The 20314-nt window shown below is 70.1% G+C and carries 23 protein-coding genes; 11 read left to right on the top strand and 12 right to left on the bottom strand.

Annotation, left to right across the window (positions count from 1 at the left end):
* Window positions 1-39: 39 nt before the first annotated feature.
* Window positions 40-1200, top strand: a complete 1161-nt coding sequence (locus tag ACYVOK_RS25325; protein ID WP_460665029.1) for an ROK family transcriptional regulator — start codon at window positions 40-42, stop codon at window positions 1198-1200.
* Here the strand turns inward: ACYVOK_RS25325 and ACYVOK_RS25320 are convergent.
* From ACYVOK_RS25320 to ACYVOK_RS25310, 3 genes are read right to left on the bottom strand one after another with little or no spacing between them, the layout of a single operon-like run.
* Window positions 1178-1798 (bottom strand): DinB family protein, encoded by a 621-nt coding sequence (locus ACYVOK_RS25320; protein WP_460665028.1) that lies wholly within the window; start codon window positions 1796-1798, stop codon window positions 1178-1180. The two genes, ACYVOK_RS25325 and ACYVOK_RS25320, sit on opposite strands and share 23 nt — an antisense overlap.
* Window positions 1795-2598 (bottom strand): bifunctional hydroxymethylpyrimidine kinase/phosphomethylpyrimidine kinase, encoded by an 804-nt coding sequence (gene thiD, locus ACYVOK_RS25315; protein WP_460665027.1) that lies wholly within the window; start codon window positions 2596-2598, stop codon window positions 1795-1797. The genes ACYVOK_RS25320 and thiD overlap by 4 nt, the downstream gene beginning before the upstream one ends.
* A 1-nt stretch (window position 2599) precedes the next feature.
* Window positions 2600-3562 carry a thiamine-phosphate kinase gene (locus ACYVOK_RS25310; RefSeq protein WP_460665026.1) on the bottom strand — a complete coding sequence of 321 codons (963 nt, stop codon included), beginning with the start codon at window positions 3560-3562 and terminating at the stop codon, window positions 2600-2602.
* Window positions 3563-3700: 138 nt separating this feature from the next.
* Here ACYVOK_RS25310 and ACYVOK_RS25305 point away from each other — a divergent pair, with 138 nt between their 5' ends.
* From ACYVOK_RS25305 to ACYVOK_RS25290, 4 genes are all read left to right on the top strand, one after another.
* Window positions 3701-3937 carry an Lrp/AsnC family transcriptional regulator gene (locus tag ACYVOK_RS25305; protein ID WP_026163142.1) on the top strand — a complete coding sequence of 79 codons (237 nt, stop codon included), beginning with the start codon at window positions 3701-3703 and terminating at the stop codon, window positions 3935-3937.
* Between the two features lie 28 nt (window positions 3938-3965).
* Window positions 3966-4421, top strand: coding sequence for a DUF3515 domain-containing protein (locus tag ACYVOK_RS25300; RefSeq protein WP_460665025.1), 456 nt, complete (start codon window positions 3966-3968; stop codon window positions 4419-4421).
* 118 nt (window positions 4422-4539) lie between these two features.
* Window positions 4540-4956: a YciI family protein gene (locus ACYVOK_RS25295; protein WP_460665024.1), complete on the top strand. Its 417-nt coding sequence runs from the start codon at window positions 4540-4542 to the stop codon at window positions 4954-4956.
* Between the two features lie 5 nt (window positions 4957-4961).
* Window positions 4962-6176 (top strand): RNA polymerase sigma factor, encoded by a 1215-nt coding sequence (locus tag ACYVOK_RS25290; RefSeq protein ID WP_460665023.1) that lies wholly within the window; start codon window positions 4962-4964, stop codon window positions 6174-6176.
* 175 nt (window positions 6177-6351) lie between these two features.
* Here the strand turns inward: ACYVOK_RS25290 and ACYVOK_RS25285 are convergent, their stop codons facing one another.
* Complete coding sequence (locus ACYVOK_RS25285) at window positions 6352-7482, bottom strand: D-alanine--D-alanine ligase family protein (RefSeq protein WP_460665022.1); 1131 nt, start codon at window positions 7480-7482, stop codon at window positions 6352-6354.
* Between the two features lie 121 nt (window positions 7483-7603).
* Here ACYVOK_RS25285 and ACYVOK_RS25280 point away from each other — a divergent pair, with 121 nt between their 5' ends.
* A complete protein-coding gene (locus ACYVOK_RS25280; RefSeq protein WP_460665021.1) occupies window positions 7604-8716 on the top strand; it encodes a trans-sulfuration enzyme family protein in 1113 nt (370 codons plus the stop codon).
* On the opposite strand, the gene ACYVOK_RS25275 is transcribed toward ACYVOK_RS25280, so the two are convergent.
* Both ACYVOK_RS25275 and ACYVOK_RS25270 read right to left on the bottom strand, forming a co-directional pair.
* Window positions 8700-9869, bottom strand: a complete 1170-nt coding sequence (locus tag ACYVOK_RS25275) for an MFS transporter (RefSeq protein WP_460665020.1) — start codon at window positions 9867-9869, stop codon at window positions 8700-8702. The genes ACYVOK_RS25280 and ACYVOK_RS25275 overlap by 17 nt on opposite strands.
* A complete protein-coding gene (locus ACYVOK_RS25270) occupies window positions 9866-10603 on the bottom strand; it encodes a DeoR/GlpR family DNA-binding transcription regulator (RefSeq protein WP_460665019.1) in 738 nt (245 codons plus the stop codon). The genes ACYVOK_RS25275 and ACYVOK_RS25270 overlap by 4 nt, the downstream gene beginning before the upstream one ends.
* 76 nt (window positions 10604-10679) lie before the next feature.
* Between ACYVOK_RS25270 and ACYVOK_RS25265 the strand changes: the two genes are divergently transcribed.
* Window positions 10680-11834 (top strand): MFS transporter, encoded by a 1155-nt coding sequence (locus ACYVOK_RS25265; RefSeq protein ID WP_460665018.1) that lies wholly within the window; start codon window positions 10680-10682, stop codon window positions 11832-11834.
* Here ACYVOK_RS25265 and ACYVOK_RS25260 read toward each other — a convergent pair.
* A complete protein-coding gene (locus tag ACYVOK_RS25260; protein ID WP_460665017.1) occupies window positions 11827-12282 on the bottom strand; it encodes a winged helix-turn-helix transcriptional regulator in 456 nt (151 codons plus the stop codon). The genes ACYVOK_RS25265 and ACYVOK_RS25260 overlap by 8 nt on opposite strands.
* 88 nt (window positions 12283-12370) lie before the next feature.
* On the opposite strand from ACYVOK_RS25260, the gene ACYVOK_RS25255 reads away from it, so the two are divergent.
* From ACYVOK_RS25255 to ACYVOK_RS25245, 3 genes are read left to right on the top strand one after another with little or no spacing between them, the layout of a single operon-like run.
* Complete coding sequence (locus ACYVOK_RS25255; RefSeq protein ID WP_460665016.1) at window positions 12371-12964, top strand: dihydrofolate reductase family protein; 594 nt, start codon at window positions 12371-12373, stop codon at window positions 12962-12964.
* A complete protein-coding gene (locus ACYVOK_RS25250) occupies window positions 12961-13902 on the top strand; it encodes an NAD-dependent epimerase/dehydratase family protein (protein ID WP_460665015.1) in 942 nt (313 codons plus the stop codon). Before ACYVOK_RS25255 ends, ACYVOK_RS25250 begins: the two co-directional genes overlap by 4 nt.
* A 12-nt stretch (window positions 13903-13914) precedes the next feature.
* Window positions 13915-14298 carry a PPOX class F420-dependent oxidoreductase gene (locus ACYVOK_RS25245; RefSeq protein WP_460665014.1) on the top strand — a complete coding sequence of 128 codons (384 nt, stop codon included), beginning with the start codon at window positions 13915-13917 and terminating at the stop codon, window positions 14296-14298.
* A gap of 4 nt (window positions 14299-14302) precedes the next feature.
* Here the strand turns inward: ACYVOK_RS25245 and ACYVOK_RS25240 are convergent, their stop codons facing one another.
* Entirely contained in the window at window positions 14303-15310 is a 1008-nt protein-coding gene (locus tag ACYVOK_RS25240) for a sugar phosphate isomerase/epimerase family protein (protein ID WP_460665013.1), read from the bottom strand.
* Window positions 15311-15321: 11 nt separating this feature from the next.
* Window positions 15322-16416, bottom strand: coding sequence for a Gfo/Idh/MocA family protein (locus ACYVOK_RS25235; protein WP_460665012.1), 1095 nt, complete (start codon window positions 16414-16416; stop codon window positions 15322-15324).
* Between the two features lie 75 nt (window positions 16417-16491).
* On the opposite strand from ACYVOK_RS25235, the gene ACYVOK_RS25230 reads away from it, so the two are divergent.
* Window positions 16492-17619 (top strand): ROK family transcriptional regulator, encoded by a 1128-nt coding sequence (locus ACYVOK_RS25230; protein ID WP_460665011.1) that lies wholly within the window; start codon window positions 16492-16494, stop codon window positions 17617-17619.
* On the opposite strand, the gene ACYVOK_RS25225 is transcribed toward ACYVOK_RS25230, so the two are convergent.
* Genes ACYVOK_RS25225 through ACYVOK_RS25215 form a run of 3 tightly spaced genes read right to left on the bottom strand, consistent with a single transcriptional unit; the run spans window position 17595 to window position 20307 of the window.
* Entirely contained in the window at window positions 17595-18506 is a 912-nt protein-coding gene (locus tag ACYVOK_RS25225) for an aminoglycoside phosphotransferase family protein (protein ID WP_460665010.1), read from the bottom strand. The genes ACYVOK_RS25230 and ACYVOK_RS25225 overlap by 25 nt on opposite strands.
* Window positions 18497-19501 carry an NAD(P)H-dependent glycerol-3-phosphate dehydrogenase gene (locus tag ACYVOK_RS25220; RefSeq protein WP_460665009.1) on the bottom strand — a complete coding sequence of 335 codons (1005 nt, stop codon included), beginning with the start codon at window positions 19499-19501 and terminating at the stop codon, window positions 18497-18499. The genes ACYVOK_RS25225 and ACYVOK_RS25220 overlap by 10 nt, the downstream gene beginning before the upstream one ends.
* Window positions 19498-20307 (bottom strand): lysophospholipid acyltransferase family protein, encoded by an 810-nt coding sequence (locus ACYVOK_RS25215; protein ID WP_460665008.1) that lies wholly within the window; start codon window positions 20305-20307, stop codon window positions 19498-19500. The genes ACYVOK_RS25220 and ACYVOK_RS25215 overlap by 4 nt, the downstream gene beginning before the upstream one ends.
* Window positions 20308-20314: the final 7 nt, after the last annotated feature.

Genomic DNA, 20314 nt, shown 5'->3' with positions numbered 1-20314 from the left:
CATTAAACTCGTTCTCCGAGCATAAGGTAGGACCACGCCATGACAACAGCAGTACGCCGAGGGCAGTGGCAGACGGCTGCCGACGTACTCGCCCAGGTGAGCCGCCGGCCAGGCATCACCCGGGCTGCAGTGGCGCGCGAACTGCGGCTGAGTACGAGTTCGGCGACCGAGGTGACCGCGCGGCTGCGCGACATGCAGCTGCTCACCGAGGTCCCGGCGCCCAGTCAGGGCCGTGGACGGCCCACGACGGTACTGCGGGCGCACCCGGGCGGGCCGGTGGTGCTGGCGCTCGACCTGCGGCAGGGCAGTTGGCGGAGTGCTGTGGTCGCCCTGGACGGGTCGTTCCTGGAACAGCAGTCCGGACGCCACAGGAGCCGTCGGCCACAGGTGGTGGTCGGCAACCTCCGGAGGGTCGTGGAGCAGACGAAGGCGCAGTACGGCGAACGCCTGCGAGTGGTGAGCGTGGCAGCGCCGGGCACCATCCGCGACAACCGTCTGATGCAGGCACCGACGCTGGGCTGGGCGGAGCTGGACCTGGAGACCGTTACGGCCGGGATTGACGTCCCGCTGCTTGCCGGCAACGACGCGACGCTGAGTGGTGTGGCTGAGGCTCGCACGGGGGCTGCGGCGGGTGCCGGTACGGCGCTGCACCTCATCGTCGAGGTGGGTATCGGCGGCACGCTGCTCATTGACGGCGTACCGGCGCAGGGGGCGTCAGGGGCTGGTGGGGAGTACGGTCACATACCGTTCGGGGAGCCGGCTCGGCAGTGTCCCTGCGGCGCCCGGGGTTGCTGGGACCTGGAAGTCGACGGCCGTGCGCTGGCTCGGCATCTCAAGGAGCCGACGCCGGACGACCCGTACGGCTATGCAGAGGCAGTCCTGCGACGTACTGACTGTGTTGCAAGCCGTGCGGTCGCCAGAGTGGTCACTGCACTCGCCACAGGCATCGCGGGCCTCGTCAACGCGCACGACCCGGACGTGGTCACGCTAGGCGGGCTGGCCATTCCACTCCGCGCTGCTGCCGAGCCGACGTTCGAGCAGGCCTACCTGGCCGGCCTCATGAACTTCCACCGGTCCTCTCCCCCACCAGTGCTGTCTGCCACCCACCAGCCCGACGGTCCGCTGCGAGGCGCTGCGGCGCTGGCCCTCGACCACCTCACCACCGAGCCGTCGATCGCTAGCTGGGCTGATCGACGCTGACGTCTTTCTCGGCCTCTTGCTCGGCGTCTTCCTTCGGCTTCGGAACGATCGGCGGCTCCACCTGGGCCAGGACCGTGATGATGTCGTGCCGGTGGTGCTGGATCTCGTGAGCGGTGTGACGGATGATCCAGCCCAGCGTGCGCGGCGCACGCACCGGATAGTTGTACAGACCCAGCTTGCCCAGCTGCGGCGGCGTCAGGACCCGGGCAGCCGCACCGAACTCTCGGGCGAACCGCATCAGCGCGGCCGCGACCTCCATCGGGTCCTGGTCCTCGTACTTGAGCTCCTTCACCCGACCGGTCCGGTCCATCGGCGCGTACACCGGACGGTCCTCCGCCAGGCACTGAGCGATCCGCTGCCGCTGGACCTCCAGTACGTCGCGGACGTGGCAGGCGTACTCGATCGCAGACCACACGTCCGGCTCCGGCCGCAGCCGTACGACGTCCGGATCGGGACCGGCAGCCGCCTTGGTGAGTGACATGCTGCAGTCCGCGGCCTGCCGGACCAGAGTGGTCACCGTGCCCTGCAGATCGCCGGTGTCGTAGTTGAACCCGCACTGCTCGCAGTACCCGTCCACCGGCGGCTGCTGCTTGGTCAACTGCTGCTCCCTCGAAATCGCCACGCGTGATCGACCGGACCGATTCCACCACCCAGCGCGAACCCGGCCGAGATCGCCCCGGTCACGTACTCCTTCGCCGCCCCCACTGCGCCAGGTACGTCGTACCCCCGGGCGAGGTACGACGCGATCGCACTGGCCAGCGTGCATCCGGTGCCGTGGGTGTGCCGGTTGTCGGCTCGTACGGCGCTGTAGGCCCGCCGTACCCCTGGACCGTGCAGTACGTCGACCGACGCCGTACCCGCATCGTGGCCGCCCTTCACGAGCACCCAGGAGGCTCCGGCGTCCAGCAGCACCTTTGCCGCGAGCTCCCGGTCCTCCACCGTCTGCAACTCCAGACCGGCGACCGGTCCGAGCTCGGTGAGGTTGGGTGTGAGGACAGTTGCCAGCGGCACGATCTCCGACCGTACGGCGTCCATCGCGTCGGCGGCCAGCAACGCGTCACCGTGCTTGGACACCGACACCGGGTCCACGACAACGGGTACCGACGGCGGCAGCGTCCGCAGCAGCGACGCGACCACCCGGACCATCGACGCGGACGCCAGCATCCCGGTCTTCACCGCGTCGACGCCGATGTCGTCCACCACGCTGTGGAACTGCGCCCGCACCTGTTCCTCCGGCAGCTCCCACGCACCCTGGACGCCGAGGCTGTTCTGGGCGGTGATCGCGGTCAGCACGCTCATGCCGTGCACGCCGTTGGCCATCATCGACTTCAGATCCGCCTGGATCCCGGCACCGCCGCCGGAGTCGGATCCGGCGATGGTCAGCACTCTGGGCAGCATCTCAACTCCTGAAGTGGGCGTGACCGGACTCCGCGGCGTACGAGGCGCCGTCCACGGTGACCGTCCCGGCGGGTCGTTCCTCGTTGCCCTCAGCAACCGAGCCGACGACCGTCCATCCGTCCGGTACGTCGGCCGGCTCGAACGTACCGACCAGCGCATGGTCCTCGCCGCCGGTCAGGACGAACTTGAGCGCATCCGCGCCGGTAGCGGCAGCCACGGCCTGCAGCGGCTCCGGCACGGTCAACGCCGTGGAGTGCACGTCGATGGTCACCTGGCTCGCGACGGCGATGTGGCCGAGATCGGCCAGCAGACCGTCGCTGACGTCACACAGGGACGAAGCGCCGGCCAGGGCCGCTCGCGGGCCCTCCGCGTACGGCGGCTGCGGGCGGCGGTGCGCCTCGACCACGGCTCGCGGCGAGCGGAACCCGCGGGCCAGCACCGCCCACCCGGCCTCGGCCCACCCCAGCCGCCCGATGAAGGCGACCTCGTCACCAGGGCGGGCTCCGGAACGCAGCACCGGCGGACGACCGTCCAGCGTGCCGAACGCGGTCACCGAGACGACGATCTTGTCCGACTGCACGGTGTCGCCGCCGACGATGTTCGCCTGGACCAGCTCCGCCTCGTCCACCAGCCCCTGGTTGAGCTCCAGCGCCCACGCGGTCGGCAGGTCCGCGGGACCTCCGAACCCGACCACGAGCGAGGTCGGACGGGCGCCCATCGCCATGATGTCGGCCAGGTTCTGCGCGGCGGCCTTGCGGCCCACGTCGTACGCCGTCGACCAGTCCCGGCGGAAATGGCGACCCTCCACCAGCAGGTCCGTCGTGATCACCATCCTGCCGTCCGGCACGGCCACCACGGCCGCGTCGTCGCCAGGACCCACCAAGACGTCCTCACTGGTGGACAGCCCCTTGGTGACGGCCGCGATCAGGCCGAACTCACCCGTGCTCCCCAACGTCTCTGTCACGTCAGCAGACCTCCCATATCGCCAACCGGAGTCTAGGCGGTACCGTGACCGGGCAACGAAGAGTACGCCCGGCCGTCTCGCAGTACCCCCGCAGTGTCACGGCCGGAGCCAGCTGAGGACGACTGAGTGGAGAACGACGTGGTGGTCCAGGCCTACATCCTGATCCAGACCGAGGTCGGCAAGGCTGCCGACGTCGCGGCACAGATCGCCGAGGTCCAGGGCGTCACCCTGGCCGAGGACGTCACCGGTCCGTACGACGTGATCGTCCGGGCGGAAGCCCGCAACGTCGACGAGCTCGGCAAACTGGTGGTCGCCAAGGTCCAGAACGTACCCGGCATCACCCGCACCCTGACCTGCCCCGTCGTCCACATCTGATCACCACGGGGTCCCGCCCTCCTTTCGCATGCCCAAAGTCCTGTTCGTCGCACTCGGCCTGACCGTGCTGGCCGGGTGCACTCCGGGCCCGGTGCCCGTCGCCGTACCGTCTCCCGCTCCCGAGGTCGCCGCGGCCTGTGAGCCGCTGGTGAAGGCGCTGCCGGAGAAGGTGCTGGACGAGAAGCGGCGCGAGACCGAGCCGGTCAGCCCGCTCACCGCCGCGTACGGCGATCCGCCGATCGAGATCACCTGTGGCGTCGCCGCGCCGGCCGGAATGGCTCAGGCGCAGTCGCAGTGTTTCGAGGTGAACGGCGTCGGCTGGTTCGCCCAGGAGGTGGAGAACGGCGTCATCTTCACCACGATCGGCCGCAAGGTGTACTTCGAGGTCGCCGTGCCGGCCGAGTACGCACCCGAGGCGAACGCGCTGACCGACGTGTCGGACGCTGTCCACAGGTTCAACGAACTCATCACTCCCTGCACCTGACGACGGCATACTCCAGTCGACATCGAAAAGTTCGTCGGCGGTGTCCGGTTCTGTCCGGCGGGGGCGACGTACCAGGCGAGAGGCACCGAGGTGGTGCCCGGGACGACGGGAGATTCCGATGAAGTACATGATCCTGACCTACGCGTCGCAGCAGGACTACGACGGGATGGCGGGCAAGGACACCGGCAAGCCGGCCTGGACCGCCGAGGACTTCGCGGCGATGGGGGCCTTCATGGAGAAGTTCACCAACGACCTGATCGAGTCCGGCGAACTGGTCGAGACGCGCGGGCTCGCGGCGCCGGTGCACACCCGGCGACTGGGGTCGAAGGACGGCGCCTCGGTCGTGACGGACGGGCCGTACGCCGAGACCCAGGAGGTGCTGGCCGGCTACTGGATCGTCGAGTGCGAGTCGTTCGACCGGGCGACCGAGATCGCCGCCCGGCTCGCTGACGTCCCGGCGCCCGAGTTCGTCCGGTCGACCGCGTACGCCGACGTCCGGCCGATCATCGAGGGCCGCGGCGAGATCCTGGACTGACCATGATGTCCACCGCTCTCCAGGATCTGCTGCGCGAGCTCGTGCCGCAGGTGCTCGGCGCGCTGGTACGGCGGTACGGGCACTTCGACACCGCGGAGGACGCGGTGCAGGAGGCCTTGCTGGCCGCGGCGCAGCAGTGGCCCGTGGAGGGCGTCCCGGACAACCCGCGGGGATGGTTGATCACGGTGGCCTCGCGCCGCCTGACGGATCTGCTCCGTCGTGAGCAGGCCCGGCAGCGGCGCGAGGACCGAGTGGCGCAGTGGGCGACGATGACCGATCCAGGGCCGAGTGAGCCGATCGGGGACACCGATGACACGCTGATCCTGCTGTTCATGTGCTGCCATCCGTCGTTGTCGCCGGCGTCGCAGATCGCGTTGACGCTGCGGGCGGTCGGCGGTCTCACGACGGCCGAGATCGCCCGGGCGTTCCTGGTGCCGGAGGCAACGATGACGCGGCGGATCAGCCGGGCCAAGGCGACGGTGAAGGAGAGCGGGGCGCGGTTCGGGTTGCCGGCGGATCGGGACGAGCGGCTGGGCGCGGTGCTGAAGGCCGTGTACCTGATCTTCAACGAGGGCTACGCGAGTACGGCGGGACCGAGTCTGCAGCGGGTCGAGTTGGCGGCAGAAGGGATCCGGCTGGCGCGGATGCTGCACCGGTTGCTGCCGGACGACAGCGAGGCCGCGGGGTTGCTGGCACTGATGCTGCTGACGGACGCGCGGCGACCGGCTCGGACCGGGCCGCTCGGCGAGCTGGTTCCGATGGCCGAGCAGGATCGGTCGCTGTGGATCCCGGAGTTGATCCAGGAAGGAGTCGAGCTGATCACGGCGGCGCTGCCGCGGGGGCCGGTGGGGCCGTATCAGCTGCAGGCGGCGATCGCGGCGGTGCACGACGAGGCGCCGTCCGCGGCGGAGACGGACTGGGCGCAGATCGTCGCGTTGTACGAGGTGCTGCTGCAACTGGTCGACAACCCGATGGTGGCGTTGAACCACGTGGTCGCGGTGGCGATGGCGCGCGGGGCGGACGAAGGGCTCGAGTTGCTGGCCACGATCGAGGACGACGAGCGGCTCGCGTCGGACCACCGGCTCTCGGCGGTGCGGGCGCATCTGCTGGAGATGTCGGGTGACGTGGTGGGTGCGCGGGCAGCGTACGAGGAGGCGGCCGGCCGGGCCAGGAGTCTGCCGCAGCAGCGGTACCTCTACGAACGAGCGAGGCGCCTCTGACGGCGGCATCGACTCAGATCGAGGCGACGCCACCGTCGCACCACCGGCCTGAGCAACTGAGGATGTCCGCGTTCCGCGCGACACACCGAGCCGGGCGAGTACTCGACGATCTCGAGATCGACGAGTCCAAGCTCGTGGTGGAGTCGGCCGGCTGCCTGGGCCGTAGGTGGGTGGATCAGCGGAGGCCGGTGCGGCGGGTCAGGGCCAGGGTGAGGAGGCGGTCGACGAGGGCGGGATAGTCGACGCCGGTGGCGGCCCACAGACGCGGGAACATGCTGGTCGGGGTGAAGCCCGGCATGGTGTTGATCTCGTTGATGATGACCCGGCCGTCGGCGTCGAGGAAGAAGTCGACCCGGGCCAGGCCCTCGCCCTCGATCGCGTCGAAGGCGGTGAGTGCCTTGGCGCGGATCTCGGCCGCGATCTCCTCCGGGAGGTCGGCCGGCACGGACAGGGCGGTGTACTCCTCGCCCTCGGGCAGGTACTTGGTCTCGAAGTCGTAGAAGACGTGCCCGCCGCCGGACACCGCGATCTCGCCGCAGACGCTGACCTCGGCCGGCCCGCCGTCCAGGCCGCCGAGCACGCCGACCTCGATCTCGCGCGGGTTCTTCGCGGACGCCTCGACGATCACCTTGGGGTCGTGGGCGCGCGCCTCGGCGACCGCGTCGTCGAGTTCGTCCAGGCTGTCGACCTTGCTGATGCCGAGGCTCGACCCGCCGCGGCACGGTTTCACGAAGACCGGGTAGCCGAGCGCGTCGACCGCCGCGCGGCAGGCCGCGGGGTCGCGGGTCCAGTCGCGGTCGCGGATGACGACGTACGGCGTGACCTCGAGCCCGGCCGCCTGGAAGACGACCTTCATGTAGTGCTTGTCCATGCCGACCGCGCTGGCCAGCACGCCTGAGCCGACGTACCGGATGTCGGACATCTCCAGCAGGCCCTGGATGGTGCCGTCCTCACCCCACGGGCCGTGCAGCAGCGGGAAGACCACGTCCACCTCGCCGAGGGTGCTCGGCACCTGGTCGGGTTCGCTCACCACGAGCTCGCGGTTCGCGCCGAACAGCACCGGCAGGGCGGTCACGTCGACCTCCGGGAGCTTCCCGTCGGTGATCGACAGCCGCTCCGGGTCACCGCTCTCCAGGACCCAGTGACCGCTGGTGCTGATACCGATCGGGACGACGTCGTACTTGTCCCGGTCGATGACCTGCAGAACGTTGGCCGCCGTCACGCAGGAGATGGCGTGCTCGCTCGACCGGCCGCCGAACACCACGGCGACGCGGGGTTTGCGTTGTTCCCTCGAGTACTCACTCACCGGCTCGACTGTAGCGGCCCCGGGTTCAAGTTCCGACCGGGGTTCGGTTAAGAGCTCTTCAGATCGCCGTCCGTAGCGCCCCGCCGTCGGGGTGCGCCGACCCGGCCGGGAGAATTCCGGTATGACCCCCGACCTCGATCCCTCCACCGTCGTCGTCCACGCCGGACGGCCTGAGCGGGTACCGAACGCACCGGTCGGCAACTCGCCCGTCTTCAGTTCGACGTACGTCGCCGGCGGGGACCGTGGCTACGGGCGGTTCGGGAACGACGCGTGGACCGCGTTGGAGGAGACACTCGGAGAACTCGAGGGCGGGCGCGGGTGCACGTTCGCGTCGGGTATGGCGGCAGTCGCGGCGATCGTCGACCTCGTCCCGGTCGGTGGCCGGGTGGTCGCACCGCAGCACGCGTATTCCGGCGTACTCGCGCTGCTCGACCAGCAGGCGGCGACCGGCCGGCTGACCGTCGACCGGGTCGACATCGCCGACACCGCACGGGTCAGCGAGGCGGTCGAGGGTGCGGACACGCTGTGGATCGAGTCGCCGACCAACCCCGCGATGGAGGTCGCCGACCTCCCGGCGATCTCGGCGGCCGGACGGCGGGCCGGGGCGACCGTGGTCGTCGACAACACGTTCGCCACGCCGCTGCTGCAGCAACCGCTCCGGCTCGGCGCCGACATCGTGATGCACTCGGCAACGAAGTTCATCGCGGGCCACTCCGATGTCGTCCTGGGCGCCGTCGTCACCGCCGACGACGACCTGTGGAACGCGATCGAACTGCGCCGCCGCAGTCTCGGCGCGATCCCCGGCCCGATGGAGGCCTGGCTGGCGCTGCGCGGTCTGCGCACTCTCGCCCTGCGCCTCGAGCGGGCACAGTCCAACGCGGCGTTCCTCGCCGAGCGGCTGCTGCGGCACCCGAGGGTCAGCCGAGTGCGGTACCCGGGTCTGCCGGACGACCCGGGCCACGCCAGGGCCGCCGCGCAGATGTCCGGGTTCGGCGCGATCCTGTCGTTCGAGCTGGGCGGCGACGCCGAGGGAGCTCAGAGGGTCTGCGATAGTACGGCGCTCTGGGTGCACGCGACCAGCCTCGGCGGGGTCGAGTCGATGCTGGAACGCCGCCGCCGCTGGCCCATCGAGGTGCCGACGATCCCGGCGGACCTGATCCGGCTGGCCGCCGGGATCGAGCACCCCGACGACCTGTGGGCGGATCTGGAGCAGGCCCTCAAGACCGGGACTTGAGCACCGGCGCGCCGAGGAACGTCAGTACGCACAGCACGACCGGCAGGATGAACGCGAGGTTCAGCGGCATCCAGTGCGCGAGCCCGCCGACCAGCGCCGGTCCGGCCAGCAGACCGACGTACCCGAGGCCGACGACACGGGCCATCAGCGCGCCGGCCGCACGCGGGTCGAGATTCCCGGCGGCGGTGAACAGTTGCGGCACGCCGCCGGCCAGGCCGAGACCGAACAGCGCCCAGCCGAAGAGGGCGACCGGCACCCACGGTACGACGATCACGATCGTCAGCCCGATCGCGGCCATCGCGGCGCCGTAGCGGACGATCGCGGCGGGGCCGACGACGGCCGCCACGCGGTCGGTGAGGAAGCGCCCGACGGTCATCGCGACGGCGAAGGCGCCGTACGCGTAGGCCGCCGTGCTGACCGAGGTGCCGAGTACGTCGCGGAACTGCAGGGCGGCCCAGTCGTTCGCGACTCCCTCCGCGAGCATCAGGCCGAAGGCGAGCCCGCCGAGCGCCCACACCAGCTTGGCCGGCGGCTTCGCGCGTTCCTCCTGCTCGTCGTCGTGCTCCTCGGCCGTTGCCTCGATCAGGAATCGGCTGGCGGCCAGCGAGACCACGACACACAGGGCGCCCGCGATGCCGAGCGTCACCTCGGTCGGTACGCCGGCTCGCAGCGTGCCGGCCCCGATGAGCGCGGCGAAAGCACCGCCGATCGACCACATCGCGTGGAAGGCGGCCATGATCGGCCGCGGATAGCCGCGTTCGACCACCACAGCCTGCGCGTTCATCCCCACGTCGATCGAGCCGTTGGCGAACCCGAGCATCATCAATGCGAGGCCGAGGGTCCACCAGTTCTGGGCGAGGCCCGGCCAGGGCAGGGCGATGCCGAGGAGGATGCCGGCCGCCGGGACCAGGCGGCGCTGGCCGAGGCGGTCGACGAGCGGGCCGGCGACCTGCATGCCGAGGAATGCAGCGCCGCCGAGGACGAGCAGCAGCAGACCGAGGGTGCTGTGTGTGATCCCGGTGGCGTGCTCGATGTTGGGGATGTGGACGACCCACATGCCGACGGCGAAACCGTTGAGACCGAAGTAGGTCCAGGTGGCCACGCGAGCGGCCCGGGGCGGCGCGGTCCGCGTCGGCAGATCGGTGGTGCTCAAGAGGCCACCTCGAGCAGTACTCCGCGCTGGGTGAGCATGGTCCGCTGGTCCTCCGGGGCGGTCGGGTCGGTGATGATCAGATCGGGGCGGTCGGCCGGGCAGACGTAGGCGAGCGCGGCCCGGTCCCATTTGGCGCCGTCGGCCAGCACCATCGACCGCGCGGCGACCTCGAGCGCCGTCTGCTTCACCTCGGCGTCCCCCAGGTCGAACGCGGTCAGACCCGCGTCGAGGCTGAAGGCGCAGGGACTGAGCACGGCCAGGTCGAAGCGCAGCGCTCGCAGTGACGCGATGGTCAGTGGGCCGACCAGCGCCAACTCGCCCTTGCGTGCCTCTCCCCCGGGCATCAGCAGGCGAATCCGCGGCGCGTCGGCCAACTCTTGGGCGATGTGCAGCGAGAGCGGCATGACGGTGAGCGCGCGGTCATGCAGGAGCTTGGCCACCTCGAGCGCCGTCGTACCGCTGTCGAGGACGATCGTCTCGCCGTCGTGGATGTGTTCGGCGGCCGCTCTGGCGATCGCCCGCTTGGCGGCGACGGCGGCCTGGGCGCGCAGCGAGTACGGCGGCTCGACACCCGACGGCATCGCGGACACCGCGCCGCCGTGGACGCGCTTGAGCACGCCCTGCGCCGCCAGGAAGTCGAGGTCGCGGCGGATCGTCATGTCCGACGCCTCAGTGGCCTCGACCAGTTCCTGGACCGAGACTCTCTCCAGCCGGCGCAGTCGTTCTACGATCACTCGGTGCCGTTCTGCGCTCCTCACGCGCAGAAACCTATCATCCGCGTGTTCGATCGAACAAAGAGAGTGTTTGCCTGTGGCTGACCTGGTTCGCCGTTCCCGGTATGCCGTGGCCGCGGTCTTCTGCGTCCACGGTGCAGTGACAGGCTCGTTCGCGACGCGCGTGCCCTGGATCCAGGACCACTCCGGGGTGTCCGCGGGGGAACTCGGGCTGGCGCTCGCGTTCCCGGCACTCGGCGCGGCGCTGATGATGCCGCTCGCGGCCCGCGTCACCCACACCTTCGGCACCAGGACCGCCCTGCGCGGCCTGCTCGCGCTGTGGACCCTGTCGCTCGTGCTCCCGTCGCTGTCCCCCGGTCTGCTCACCCTGTGCGCGGCGCTGCTCGTGTACGGCGGTACGGCGGGGATGGCCGATGTCGCGATGAACGCACTCGGTGTCGAGGTCGAGCACCGGATGGAGAAGTCGATCATGTCCGGCCTGCACGGCCTGTGGAGCGTCGGCGCGCTGATCGGATCCGCGGTCGGAACCGTTGCCGCGCACACCGAACTGAGTGCCCAGATCCACCATGCGCTGGCCGCCGCCGTACTGACCGTGATCGGTCTCGTGGTGTGTCAGTTCGTGCTGAACCTGCATCCGTCGGAGGACGAGGAGCCGCCGGCACGGTTCGCCCTGCCGCCGCGGTCGGCGTTGCTGATCGGCGCGGTCGGGTTCTGCGCGGTGTTCGCGGAGGGCGCGAGCCTGGACTGGTCGGCGGTCTACCTGCGCGACATCCTCGACAGTTCGGCGGGTGTGGCGGCCGCCGCGACCACCGGCTTCACGCTGACGATGGCGGTCGCGCGGATCACCGGTGACGCGGTGATCGACCGGTTCGGCGCCGTACGGACGGTCCGGTGGAGCGGCGTGATCGCCACGATCGGCGGCGTGCTGGTCGTGGTCGCGCCGAATCCGGTGGTCGCGATCATCGGGTTCGGCCTGCTCGGGATCGGGATCGCGGTCGTGGTACCGCTCGCGTTCGCCGCGGCCGGACGCACCGGCGCCAACGCGAGCCACGCGATCGCCGGGGTCGCGACGATCACCTACGCCTCCGGGCTGGTGGCTCCGTCGATCATCGGCGGCATCGCACAGGCGAGCAGTCTGACGATCTCGTTCCTGGTGGTGACCCTGCTCGCGACCGGCCTGGCGATCTTCGCGCCGGTACTGCGCACCCGCAGCCGCTCACGGGTCAGCTGACAGCCGCGCCGGGACCGGCCACGGGGTCCACATCGCCGGAGTGCATGGGCTTGTCGCAGTGGCTGCAGTGGAGGTCGACACTGGCGATCTGACCGCACGCGTGGTGGCGGTAGAGCACGGGTGGACCGGCCTCACCCGCAAGGTGCTTGTCGCCCCAGGCGGTCATCACCATCAGCAGGTCGACGAGCTCGGCGCCCTTGTCGGTCAGGTGGTACTCGTACCGCGGCCGGTTGTCGTACGGACGGCGCTCGAGCACGCCGTGGTCGACGAGGTGGTTGAGTCGTTCGGTCAGCACCTTGCGCGAGATCTTGAGGTCGGCCTGGAGCTGGTCGAACCGGGTCATCCCGACCCACACGTCGCGCAGGATGAGCGGCGACCAGGGCTCCCCGACCACGTCCAGGGTGCGCGCGATCGAGCAGACCATCTCGCCGAAGTTCGTCCGTTGCATGACATCAGCCTAGCATTTGGGGTTCCCTTACGGAACTCCGACTGTTACGGTCATGGAGTCTCTTCAAGGAACCCGGAAGGAATCGACCATGAGCAAGGTCCTCACCGCACTGTCGGTATCGGTCGACGGCTACATCACCGGTCGCGACCCCGGTCCCGGGCGTGGGCTCGGCGACGGCTCGAGGCTCTTCGACTGGTACTTCGACGGCGACGTATCCAGCAAGGAGTTCGAAGGCTTCAAGCTCAGCGAGCCCAGCGCCCGGCTCTTCGACTCCCTCGCCGGCAGGGTCGGCGCCTCCCTCGCCGGACGCAAGACCTACGACGACTCCGAAGGCTTCGGCGGTGGGAGTCCGCACCCGACAGCGCCGCTCTTCGTCCTCAGCCACCGGCCGGCGCCGGAGACCAGCGATCGCCAGACATTCATCACCACCGGAATCGAGGACGCGGTGGCGGCCGCCAAGGAGGCAGCAGGCGACAAGGACGTCGCACTGATGGGCGGCGGGGTCGTCACCGAGGCACTGAAGGCAGGGCTGGTCGACGAGGTGGTCCTCCATCAGGTGCCGATCCTGCTCGGCGCGGGCCGGCCGTTCTTCCAGGAGTTGCCCCAGCACATCCGGCTGCGCATCGTCGATGTCGTCGCCGCCCCAGGTGTCACCCACCTCCACTACGAGGTGCAGCGATGATCCTCGTGACCGGCGGCCTCGGGATGATCGGGGCCCACACCGCGAAGGCTTTGCTCGACCTGGGTGAACAGGTGGTCGTCACCCGACACCACAGCGGTGACGTTCCGTCCTTCCTCGAGGGCCGGGTCACGGTCGAACAGCTCGACGTAACCGATCGGGACGCGTTGCTCGACCTCGGCACTCGTCACGACATCACCGGCATCGTGCATCTCGCGGCTCCGCGTCCGCCGTTCGCGCCGTCCCCCACCGGCGTGTCGGTCGCCGACCCCGTCGAGTTTCTCCGGATCAACACGACCGGCCTGCTCAACGCCCTCGACGCCGCCCGGGCCTGGAAGGTCCGCCGCTTCGCGGTCGCCAGCAGCATCGGCCTGTACCTCGGCCGGCCGGAAGCCGGCTTCCACGAAGAGCTCGCGCTGCCGCCGCTGACGCTCGACAACCCGATCCTGGCCTTCAAGAAGGCGGCCGAGCCGCTGACCAAGCAGGCTCTGGCCGGCAGCGGCGTCCATCCGGTGGTGCTGAGGATCGGAAGCGTGTGGGGCCCGCTCGGCGATCCCGCGTCACCTTTCTACCCGCTGCCGGCGTTGATCAACTCCGTCGTCCGCGGCGGCGAACGACCGCAGGTGTACGCCGACGACGGCGGCGACCGCTGTTACGCACCCGACGCCGGCCGGGCGATCGCGCTCCTCATGACCGCCCCGACGCTGAATCACGACACCTACAACGTGTCGAGCGGTCGCCCGATCGCCAACCACGAGTTCGCTGCCGCGCTCGAGGCCGCCGTACCGGACGCCCGTGTCGACCTAACACCCGGCGGCGGCCCGATCGAGCCGTACCTCGACATCAGCCGGCTTCACGCCGACACCGGCTTCACACCGCGGTACGACCCCACCACCGCCGTCGCCGACTACGTCGGCTGGCTCGCCACCAACCCTCGCTAGGAGCTGATCGCCATGCTGAACCCCGACGTACGACGTGTGGTCGAGAGCACCGCGATCGGACACCTCGCCACCGTGCTTCCCGACGGCTCACCGCACTCCGTGCCGCTGTGGGTCACGACGGTGGGCGACCACATCGCCTTCCTCACCGGACCCGGCTCGCAGAAGGCACGCAACCTGCGGCGGGACCCGCGGGTCGCGCTCTCCCTGACTCCGGTGGACAACCCGTTCGAGCCGGTGATCGTCCGCGGCCGCGTCGTCGAGTGGCTGGAGGGCGACGCGGCCTGGGAGATCGTCGACCGGATCGCGACGAAGTACATCGGCCGGCCCTACCCGCGCGAGCAGGAACGCGTCATCGCGCTGATCGAGCCTGACCGCCAGCAGGTGGGGATGAGCTGACGGCCTACTTGTCGGTGGCGAAGGCGGCGTCGAAGGAGGCTTCCGGCTGGTCGAAGGCCAGGGCGCGGATGACGTTGACGGCCTCCGCGGCGCCGACCTTGCGCTCCATCCCGGCGTCCTCCCACTCGACCGAGATCGGGCCGTCGTACCCGATCGCGTTGAGGACCCGGAAGCAGTCCTCCCACTTCACGTCGCCGTGGCCGGTCGAGTAGAAGTCCCAGCCGCGGCGCGGGTCACCCCAGGGCAGGTGCGAGCCGAGCCGGCCGTTGCGGCCGCCGCCGACCCGCATCCGGGTGTCCTTGCAGTCGACGTGGTAGATCCGGTCCTTGAAGTCCCACAGGAACGCGACCGGGTCGATGTCCTGCCAGACCATGTGGCTCGGGTCCCAGTTGAGGCCGAACGCCTCGCGGTGCCCGATCGCCTCCAGCGTGAGCTGGGTGGTCCAGTAGTCGTAGGCGATCTCCGACGGGTGCACCTCGTGCGCGAACCGCACGCCGACCTCGTCGAACACGTCCAGGATCGGGTTCCACCGGTCGGCGAAGTCCTGGTAGCCGGCGGCGATCCGCTCGGCCGGGACCGGCGGGAACATCGCGACGTACTGCCAGATCGACGAGCCGGTGAAGCCGATCACCGTGTTCACCCCGAGCTTGGCGGCGGCCCGCGCGGTGTTCTTCAGGTCCTCGGCGGCCCGCTGCCGCACACCTTCGGGGTCCCCGTCGCCCCACACCCGCGACGGCACGATCGCCTGGTGCCGGAAGTCGATCGGGTCGTCGCAGACCGCCTGGCCGACCAGGTGGTTGGAGATCGCGAAGACCTTCAGGTTGTACTTGTCCAGGATGTCGTGCCGGCTCTGCACGTAGGAGTCGTCCTCGACCGCCTGCTGGACGTCGAAGTGGTCACCGGAGCAGGCGATCTCGACACCGTCGTACCCCCAGGACGACGCCAGTCGGCAGACCTCCTCGAACGGCAGGTCGGCCCACTGACCCGTGAACAACGTGATCGGACGTGGCATCTCACTGGCTCCTAAGAGTTGTCGACGGTGATCCAGGCGCTGTCGGCGGCGGCCGAACGCAGTACGGCGTCGACCACGCGGGCGGACCGCGCACCGGCGGCGAAATCGGGCAGGCCGTCCGGGCGGTCTCCCAGTACGGCGGCATAGCTGTCGGCGACGAAGCTGTCGAACGCGTCCTGGTACCCCTGCGCGTGCCCGGCCGGCAGCCGGTTCACCCGGGCCGCGGGCGGGCTCAGCGTCTCGGGATCCCTGGTCAGGAGCTGTGAAGCGGTACGGCGGCCGACCCACAACCGGTCCGGGTCCTCCTGGTCGAAACCGAAGCTGGACTCGGTCCCGGAGACCTCGAGGTACAACCGGTTCTTCCGGCCGGCCGCGACCTGGCTGACCACGATCGTGCCGACGACCCCTGCCTCGGTCCGGAACTGCGCGGTGGCGAGGTCCTCGGTCCGGACCTCGGTCCCGCCGCGCTGCGCACGAACCGTCCGAAGCTGTGCGCTGATCGCGGCGATCCGGTCCGCGGTGACGAACTCGGTCAGGTCGCACCAGTGCGACCCGGTGTCGGCGAACGTCCGCGACGGACCGCCAGTCTCGTCGTCGACGCGCCAGTTCTGGTCGTCCGCACCGGCCAGCCAGTCCTGCAGGTACGACCCGTGCAGGCTGGTGATCACGCCGGCTTCGCCCTCGGCGATCCGGGTCCGGAGCTCGCGCACCATCGGGTGGTAGCGGTAGACGAACGGCACCGTCCCGACCCGCTGCGCCTCGAGCGCGGCCGCGTGCAGGCCGACGGCGTCCTGGACCGAGGTCGCGAGCGGCTTCTCGCAGATGACGTGCTTGCCGGCTTCCAGCGCCTTCAGAGCGACCGGGAGGTGGGTGTTGTTCGGCGTACAGACGTGGACCACGTCGATGTCGGCGGCCAGCAGTTCGTCGAGGTCCGCGAACCCGCGCTCGGCGCCGGTCGCCTCGGCCGCCGCCTCGGCCCTCGACGGTGACGAACCGATCGCACCGACCACGTGCGCGCCCGCGACCAGCGCGGACCTGCCGTGGACGCGGCCCATGAAGCCGCCGCCGACGATCCCGACCCGGAGCTTGCGCGCACTGGTGGACACGCTGAAGGACGCTATGTGACACTTTTGAACCCTGTCAAGCAAAAGTCCAGCGGCCCTCCGACGGAAGTCCTGCGCATGAGTGATCTGGGTACGGCGGGAAGCGGCGCGGTCCTGCGCCTGCTCCTCGACGGCCGCCCGCGGACCCGGGCCGAACTCATCGACCTGAGCGGCCTGGCCCGGTCGACCGTGGCCGGCCGGCTCGAGGAACTCGTCGCGGCGGGTCTCGTCGTACCGTCGGGTGAGGCGGCGTCGACCGGCGGGCGGCCGCCGGCGCGGTTCCGGTTCAACCCGACCGCGCGGCTCATCCTCGCCGCGGACGTCGGTGCGACGCACCTGTCGGTCGCACTCACCGACCTGACCGGCGAGATCCTCGATCGGTCGACCACCCGGCTGAACATCGCGGAAGGCCCGGAGACCGTTCTGAGTGCAGTGGTACGGGCGGGGCGCGGGCTGCTCAGGTCGGCGCGGCGATCGCTGAAGGATCTGGCCGGCACGGGCGTCGGATTGCCGGGACCGGTCGAGCACAGCACCGGCCGGCCGAACCATCCGCCGATCATGCCGGGCTGGGATTCGTACGACGTGGCCGGACGGCTGGGCCGTGAACTGCCCGGACCGGTGCTGGTCGACAACGACGTCAACATCATGGCGCTCGGCGAGCACGCATCCGAGTACGCCGACGTCGAGCACCTGCTGTTCGTGAAGGTGGCGACCGGGATCGGTGCCGGTGTGATCAGCGGCGGGCGGCTGCATCGTGGAGCCCAGGGTGCCGCCGGGGACATCGGGCACATTCAGGCACCGGGGCACAGTGAGATCTGCCGGTGTGGAAACACGGGATGCCTGGAGGCGGTCGCGTCGGCCGCGGCGATCGCAGCCCGGCTCGGAGTCGCCGGAAGCCAAGGTGTCGTGGACCTGGTGCGGGCGGGCGATGTCGCCGCCACCACAGAGGTCCGTCAAGCAGGTCGGGAGATCGGCACTGTCCTCGCCGCCTGCGTCAGCCTGCTCAACCCGTCGGTGATCGTCGTCGGCGGCTCGCTCTCCCAGGCCGGGGACAGCCTGCTGGCCGGGATCCGGGAAGCGATCTATGCCAGATCGTTGCCGTTGGCCACCACCGACCTACGCGTGGTGACCAGTCGGTCCGGTCAGGACGCCGCACTGCGTGGGGCCGCGACGCTCGTCCTTCAGCACCAACTGACGGCCAGCTGATCCACGACGCCGATCACCCGGTCCAGCAACGGTCCGCTCCGAGCGCGCCGGAAGCCGTGCCGCCGCGCGTGGAACGCGGCCTGCACGATCTGCAGGTGCGCCCACCGCCGAACACGTTCCCGATCGAGTTCCGCGGCCTCGGCGAACACGTCCAGCTCGCGCTGCAGCGCCTTCATCAGGTCGTCGGACTCGATCAGCGCCAACGCGCGAGGCTTGAGCAAGGTGGCACCGTCGTACGCCGGGTCTCCGACATACCCCTTGGGATCGACAGCCAGCCAAGGTTCCCGGTCTCCGCGCAGGATGTTGCGGGGATGAAAGTCGCCGTGCACCAGAAGGTCCGGCTGATCCCGGCCGAGCTCATCGATCACAGCCACAGCGGCGTCCACCACCACACCCGGCAGCGGATGGGTCAGCTCCTGGGCGTCTCTGCGCAACTGCTCTTCCCATTCGTAGGCCCGGTCCTGCAGCCGCGGCAAGCCCGCCGGTGCGGCGATCGCCAGCCGGCGGCTGAGCCGTCCAGCCACCTTCGGGATGTCCTCGCCCTCGGCCAGCGTCATCGGCCGGGCTCGCTCGAGCAGCATCGCGAACCGCTCGTCGTCACGCTCGTACAGGAGCACGGCTCCCCGTCCGCCCCACGCGGCGAACGCATCCGGCTCGTGCACGTTTCCCGGGTGGGGAAACGAGACCTTCAGCACCGCGGGCCCGGCAGCGGACTGCACCGGCACGATGATGCCGACCCCGCCGTGCATGACCTCACCGTCGACGGCGCACCTCCACCGCGACAGCAGATCCTCGACGATGCCGGGGAGTTCGGTGAGCCAGGCGGCGCCCGCCTCACCCTCGCGTTCGATCGTGGACCGGGCGAAGGCCTCCGGGATTATCCCCACCGTTCCGACTTCGCGGAGCGGGAGATCAGGCTGAACAGCATGTCCTTCGGCGTCATCTCACCGGCCACGACCTTGGTGACATGCTCGGCGATCGGCATCTCGACGTCGTGGTGATGGGCCAACTCCGTGATCGAGGCGCAGGACTTCACGCCCTCGGCCACCTGCCGCGTCCCGCCCGCGATCTCCGCGACCGTCATGCCCCGGCCGAGTTTCTCGCCGAACGTGCGGTTCCGCGACAACGGCGACGAACACGTCGCGACCAGATCCCCGAGACCGGCCAGGCCGGAGAAGGTGTGCTCCTGCGCGCCGAGCGCCGTACCGAGGCGGGCGGTCTCCACCAGGCCGCGGGTGATCACCGACGCCCGGGCGTTGTCGCCGAAGCCGAGACCGATCGCCATCCCGACCGCCAGCGCGATCACGTTCTTGGTCGCGCCGCCGAGCTCGCAGCCGATCACGTCGTTGTTCGTGTACGGACGGAACGTCGGCGAGTGGCACAGCTTCTGCAACCGGGCTGCGGTCCCCTCGTCGGCGCACGCGACCACCGACGCGGCCGGCTGTCCCTCGGCGATCTCGCGGGCCAGGTTCGGACCCGAGACGACCGCGATCCGCTCCGGGCCGGCGCCGGTGAGCTCCGCGATCACCTCGCTCATCCGTTTCGTCGTACCGACCTCGACACCCTTCATCAGGCTGACCAGGGGTACGGCGTTGGGCAGCACGCCGGCCCAGTCCTTCAGGTTCTCGCGCAGCGACTGGCTCGGCACCGCCAGCACGACGGCTTCCGCACCGGCCGCGGCGGCGGCCGGATCGTGGGTCGCGGTGATCGCGTCCGGGAGGCGCAGACCAGGAAGGTAGTCAGGGTTCTCGTGCCGGGTGTTGATCGCCTCGCACAGCGACTCCCGCCGGCCCCAGACGGACACCTGGTTGCCCGCATTCGCCAGCACCGTGGCGAACGCCGTCCCCCACGATCCAGCACCGAACACCGCGACTTTGGTCATGCCGTCTCCTCGTCGTCTGCTGCCCGGGCCTTGCGCAGGTCGAAGAGTTCCTTGGGCGGGGTCTCGCCGCGCAGCTCGCCGAGCGTCTCCGCGATCGCCCGCATGATCGCCTCGGTTGCCTCGTGCAACAGCTGGTTGGTGATCGGCCTGCCCTGGAACTCGCTCAGGTCCACCGGCTTGCCGGCCCGGACCTGGATCCGCTTGCGCGGCAGCAGCCGGATCCGCAGCCTGCCGCTGTACGACTCGAAGACCTCCTGCGCACCCCAGTTGGCGATCGGCACCACCGGGCACCCGGTCATCAACGCGATCCGGGCCGCACCGGTCTTGCCGGACATCGGCCACAGATCCGGGTCACGGGTGATCGTGCCCTCCGGGTAGACGCCCACACACTCACCGCGTTCGACCGCCGCCACCGCGTCGCGGAACGCGTCCGCGGCCTGCGCCGACTCCCGGTACACCGGGATCTGCCCGGCGCTGGAGATGATCCGGCCGAGCACCGGGATCTTGAAGACCGACGCCTTGCCCAGGAACCGCGGGATCCGCCGGCACTCCCAGATGTAGAACCCGAGCACCAGCGGGTCGAAGTGGGAGATGTGGTTCGGCGCGAACACCACCCCACCGGTCCGCGGCATGTTCTCGAACCCGCTGAACTCCGGCTTGGTGAAGACCAGCATGAACGGCTTGACGATCGCGACCACCAGGCCGAACCAGAAGCCCCGGCGCGGCCGCGGGTGCCGGCCGTCCCGGGCGTCGTCGTGCTGGCCGTCCACTGCCGCCTCCTGGTGCTCGTCACTGCCATCCGTCATGGGAGAA

Source organism: Kribbella swartbergensis (genome assembly GCF_054784135.1).
Note: the sequence above shows the minus strand (reverse complement) of the source record. Positions and strands in the feature narration are given on the sequence as shown.